The sequence below is a fragment of the Pseudomonas sp. SIMBA_041 genome, from assembly GCF_046535095.1.
Lineage (GTDB): Bacteria > Pseudomonadota > Gammaproteobacteria > Pseudomonadales > Pseudomonadaceae > Aquipseudomonas > Aquipseudomonas mucoides.
In genome coordinates, this window is record NZ_JAWRXJ010000427.1 from 1 (window position 1) to 265 (window position 265).

General features: G+C 64.9%; 1 pseudogene. It reads right to left on the reverse strand.

The window, feature by feature from the left end:
* Window positions 1–265, reverse strand: a pseudogene (locus tag SB725_RS31770) (fatty acid--CoA ligase); the annotation flags it as partial.

Below are 265 nucleotides of genomic sequence, written 5' to 3' on the forward strand. Positions count from 1 at the left end.
GCCGGTCTTGATCACATCCTTGATGCGATCGCGGATATCGATGTAACCCATGCCATCGAGGGTCGCGACGTCACCGGTGTGCAGCCAGCCGCCCTGCCACAGCTCTTGGCTCTTTTCCGGCTCCTTGAAGTAGCCCATGGTCAGCCACGGGGCTCGCAGCACCAGTTCGCCCTGGGTCTCGCCATCGGCCGGGAGGAAATTGCCCTCGCCGTCGACGATCGCCGCTTCCACCAGGGGCACCGGCACGCCGGCCTTGATCCGGTAG